Source organism: Vibrio sp. 1078-1, assembly GCF_033340475.1.
In genome coordinates, this window is record NZ_JAWOWM010000457.1 from 1 (window position 1) to 649 (window position 649).

The 649-nt window shown below is 42.8% G+C and carries 1 protein-coding gene; it reads left to right on the forward strand.

Annotated features, from left to right (window positions below; translation table 11 throughout):
* Positions 1-649: ABC transporter ATP-binding protein (locus R7190_RS28170; protein WP_318137965.1), on the forward strand; the 649-nt coding region annotated here is incomplete at both ends.

The following is a 649-nucleotide window of genomic DNA, read 5'->3' on the forward strand; positions in this document are numbered from 1 at the left end:
GAGCGCCAATCAAGTCCGCGTCGATGCTGACAAATACGCCTGGCAATCAGAAGCGGCTGGTCGAGTTTCTTTCTTGCTCTTCTTAATCGGTTTTGAATTATTCCGTGCGGTTGCCATGTTAATGGTGATGTTTAGTGACCTAACAATTGGCCAAATTTTCGCTGTATTTGGTTATCTATGGTTTATGTTGTCCCCTGTTCAAGAGCTTCTTGGAATACAATTCTCTTGGTATAGCGCAAAAGCTGCATTGAAACGTATTAACGACCTTCTAGAGTTGGAAGAAGAAGATAGACCTGTCTCGAAGGTGAATCCTTTCAACGAAACGCGCGAAGTCGATGTAAAAATCGAGCATGTGGATTTCTCATATAATAATGAGAACAAAGTGTTGGATGACCTGTCGTTACATATTCCAGCGGGCAAAAAAGTTGCGTTAGTGGGCGCGAGCGGCGGTGGTAAATCAACACTGATTCAACTGCTAATTGGTGTTTACCGACAGAACGCAGGTAGCATTCGTTTTAATGATGAGTTAACAGAAGATATTGGTTTTGAAGTGATCCGCGACAAAATTGCCGTGGTATTACAGCAACCTATACTATTTAACGACACCTTGAGGCATAATCTGACGCTCGGTGGTCACTTTGATGAAATG